Source organism: Methylotenera sp. (assembly GCF_013141425.1).
Classification (GTDB): Bacteria; Pseudomonadota; Gammaproteobacteria; order Burkholderiales; family Methylophilaceae; genus Methylotenera.
This window is the reverse complement of the sequence record NZ_JABFRA010000028.1, coordinates 1-3646: the sequence shown is the minus strand read 5'-3', so window position 1 is coordinate 3646 and position 3646 is coordinate 1. Positions and strand designations below refer to the sequence as shown.

Here is a 3646-nt window from a genome sequence, read left to right as displayed (position 1 = left end):
TCGACCCTAAGCCGACATCCGATGCCAATCAGTCTCAATTACAACTGCCGAGTCCGCCATGCATTTGGTGGAACTCCCAAATGGCGTTTAAAGGTTCTGCTAAACGCTGCCACATTTTCATATCCAACGGAGGATGCAATTTCCTCAATCCTTTGTTGCGAATCTCCCAGCATTCTTCCCGCCACATTCATTCGCCATTTTGTGACATATGCCATAGGACTGTCGCCTAAAGCACTGGTAAATCTAGCAGCAAATCTTGAGGGTGACATGGCAACCGCATCAGCTAATCGATTTACTGACCAAATACCTCCAGGTTGGGCGTGGATTAGAGAAAGTGCGCGACCTATCACTGGATCATTAACTGCAGAGAACCAACTAGAATCTATCGCTGTACTCTCAAGTTGAACTCGCATGATTTCTGCACTTAGCAACTCTAGCAAGCGTTCAATTACAAATGTACATTTAGTTGATTGATCAATTTCTCTATCCATCCAACTTAGAATTTTAGTTAAATTATTGTAAGCACTTGAAGTTGATGCAGAAACGTGGAGAATTTTCGGGAGTGCGTTAAAAAGCGGATTGATCTCCAAATTCTGCATCATGAACACACCACACATCACAGATGTACTTCGTGCGATATTTTTCTCATTGGGTGCAAAGGGATTCATTCCACCACTAAGTATTGATTCAACTGGAATCGCCGGTTTATCTGAATTCTGTGAGATGTGATGAGCAATGCCACCAAAGCAAATAACCATCCCACCAGCTTCAACCATAATCGATTCACCTGCCTCGGGAATTACTTCAATAAAACCGCGATTAACATAATGAAAAGCCACAACTTGAGTTTCTGCTCCTAATTTTAACAAGCTTCGAAGCTTAACTGCATTAGGTATCGCTACGCCCCATGGAGGTACATAGTCTTCATTAATTAGTAAGCTTCCACTTATACGCATGGATTTAAGAACATCACTTAAAACACACTTATTGCTTTCAATTTTAGTTGTTTCAGCATAGTTTAAGGTTGTTTCAATCATTGTTTGCACCATATTTAGTTGCTATTCTGCTCATCACAATATCACTTAATAAAGGGGATTTCAATATGACTCTATTTACTACAGCACCTTTCGCAATTTTTCTAGATATCACCATGATTATTTATACTTTATGGGTTTTATCCCTTAGTGATAAGAATGGCAAGTTACCGATAGGTATCGGCATCGGAATGCTTACTTGGCTAGGTCTGCTTCATCTAGGTCTTTCAACTAAAAGCCTGTTCCCAGAAAATATCTCAGAGATTGCTTTTCTGTTGATTATTTTTGTTGCAGTTGGCGTTGTAGGTGCTTTGCTTTTATTGGTTACACCAATCAGAGATAGGTTGTTATCGCTTAGCCAAAAGCAATTACTTTTACTACAAGGTGTTCGCGTGTTTTTTGGTGCTAATTTCTTAATGCAGGCTAGTTTAGGTGGCTTACCACAAACCTTTGGCATTCTGGATGGTTGGACACATATAGGTGCAGGATTTTTTGGTCTAATTGCAGGGTTTACATTAGCCACAGACGTTGATGGTGAACGTCGTGCTTGGTTTGCTAATATTTTTGGCATGGTCGACATCTTAGTTGTGGCTAGTACTTTAGCCCTCGTACTGCTACCTACGATTACGCCATTCCATCCAATGATGTATGCCGTATTCCTACCTGCACCATTATGGCTATGGTTCCATCTTGTATCGATATGGAAGTTAATGCAATCAAGGAATGTGAATACTCAGAAAGCATTAGCATGATTATTCATACTTCTAATAGTTATGGGCGAACTTCTACAAATCGCATTCACCAAACGAAACAATATTCTATCGACGGTGCAAGGGCATTGCTAGAGTCTTTTTATTACGCATTCAATCATCGCAATATGGATGTGTTCTCTCAGATATGGGCAAATGATGAACTCATCCAACTGAACAATCCTTTAGGTGAAATTTTAAGAGGCTATGAAGCAATTGCTGGCTTATACAAACGCATTTTCACAGGTCCTGCAATGGTGTGGTAGAGCTTAATGACATCGTTGAATATCAAAGTAATGACATGGTAATTTTTGCTGGACGGGAGTATGGGGAGTTTACTAAAGGTGATATCTCAATACCCCTGCCTATACGCACAAGTCGTATCTTTCAGTGGTTAGGCCCTGATGTTGGTTGGAAACAAATCCATCATCATGGCTCAATTGACGATCCAATACTACTTATTGAGTACCAACAAGCTGTACGTGGTAAACCTTAATCACTTCATAACTAATAACGCTAACCATCATACTCAGGAGTACCAATGAATCACACATTATCAACAGAATTATATTGGCTAGTTTTAACAATATTAATGACAGCAATTTTTTGGATGCCAATTATCCTAAATCGTATTTTTGAAACTGGAGTTTGGGCTACCCTAAGACCTCCACAACTACAACCTAATGCGCAATGGGCGGAAAGGATGAGACGAGCACATGCAAATGCAGTTGAAAATTTAGTGCTATTTGCACCATTGGTGTTAGCCATTCAAATAACTGGAATGAGCAATACTTCAACTGCTTTAGCTTGCATGGTGTATTTCTATGCAAGGCTGGTTCATGTGCTGGCATACATTTTAGCTGTGCCTTTAATACGTACATTGGCATTTACAGCTGGCTTTTTTAGCCAAATGTATTTAGCAGCTACTTTGCTTCGTGCTATTTAGTATCTCCACCCAATTTTTAAGAAAGATATTTTATGAAATTTTATTATGGTTCAGGTTCACCTTTTGCATGGTATGTGTGGCTGGTTTTGGAACATAAAAATCTAAATTACGAATTAAATTTACGGTCTCTTCAAAATGGTGAGTTGAAGAAACCTGAATACCTAGCGATCAATCCGCACGGAAAAGTACCTACCTTAATAGACGGTGATTTAACTTTGTGGGAGGCTACTGCTATCGTCGAATATCTTGAAGAACGATATCCACAAAACTCTCTTCTACCAAAAGATATTGCTGAACGTGCAATTGCTCGCCGCTTAGTAGCTGAAGGTTATAGCTATCTTTATCCAGCTTTGCGACGATTAATGGAGCTCACATTGCTTAGAACTGAAGGAGATGGCGAACTAGCAGAAATTTTGACAACTTTAAATTGCATAGGAAGTGAATTAACTTATTTTGAAAATATATTAAATAGCGATTATTTCGCTGGAAATATATCTATTGCTGATTTTGCTATTTACCCATTATTGGCATTATTTAGAAGATTTCATCAAAGGCGACCGCAACTTGGACCTAGCGAGCGAATCTGGCCAAAACTCAATAGATTAATGCAAAGAATTGAGCAATTACCCTACTTCACAAAAACTTATCCACCACATTGGAAAGGCTAAATCATGCTTACAAAATCAAAGAAACAAGTTTGTGTTATTGTCGGCGTAGGGCCTGGCAATGGGGCCGCCTTTGCTCGTCAATTTAGCGCAATGGGGTATCAAGTTGCGTTACTCGCTCGGAGTATTGAATTCATATTAGAGTTAACAAAAGAAATCGCTGATTCCAAAGCTTATATTTGTGATATCGCAAGTGAAACTTCGGTAAATAGTACATTTGAGACAATTAGAAATGAGATGGGAGAAGTAGAT

At 39.2% G+C, this 3646-nt stretch carries 6 protein-coding genes; 5 read left to right on the top strand and 1 reads right to left on the bottom strand.

What is annotated here, in order from left to right; all coding sequences use genetic code 11:
* Nucleotides 1-38 precede the first annotated feature (38 nt).
* A complete protein-coding gene (locus HOO90_RS02565) occupies nucleotides 39-1037 on the bottom strand; it encodes an AraC family transcriptional regulator (protein ID WP_292839167.1) in 999 nt (332 codons plus the stop codon).
* Between the two features lie 65 nt (nucleotides 1038-1102).
* On the opposite strand from HOO90_RS02565, the gene HOO90_RS02560 reads away from it, so the two are divergent.
* From HOO90_RS02560 to HOO90_RS02540, 5 genes are all read left to right on the top strand, one after another.
* Nucleotides 1103-1786 (top strand): hypothetical protein, encoded by a 684-nt coding sequence (locus HOO90_RS02560; RefSeq protein ID WP_292839165.1) that lies wholly within the window; start codon nucleotides 1103-1105, stop codon nucleotides 1784-1786.
* Nucleotides 1783-2049 (top strand): nuclear transport factor 2 family protein, encoded by a 267-nt coding sequence (locus HOO90_RS02555; protein ID WP_292839163.1) that lies wholly within the window; start codon nucleotides 1783-1785, stop codon nucleotides 2047-2049. Before HOO90_RS02560 ends, HOO90_RS02555 begins: the two co-directional genes overlap by 4 nt.
* A gap of 275 nt (nucleotides 2050-2324) precedes the next feature.
* Nucleotides 2325-2729 carry an MAPEG family protein gene (locus HOO90_RS02550; RefSeq protein ID WP_292839161.1) on the top strand — a complete coding sequence of 135 codons (405 nt, stop codon included), beginning with the start codon at nucleotides 2325-2327 and terminating at the stop codon, nucleotides 2727-2729.
* A gap of 32 nt (nucleotides 2730-2761) precedes the next feature.
* Complete coding sequence (locus tag HOO90_RS02545; RefSeq protein WP_292839159.1) at nucleotides 2762-3397, top strand: glutathione S-transferase family protein; 636 nt, start codon at nucleotides 2762-2764, stop codon at nucleotides 3395-3397.
* A 3-nt stretch (nucleotides 3398-3400) separates the two neighbouring features.
* The coding region (locus HOO90_RS02540) for an SDR family NAD(P)-dependent oxidoreductase (protein ID WP_292839157.1) at nucleotides 3401-3646 on the top strand (246 nt) is incomplete at its 3' end.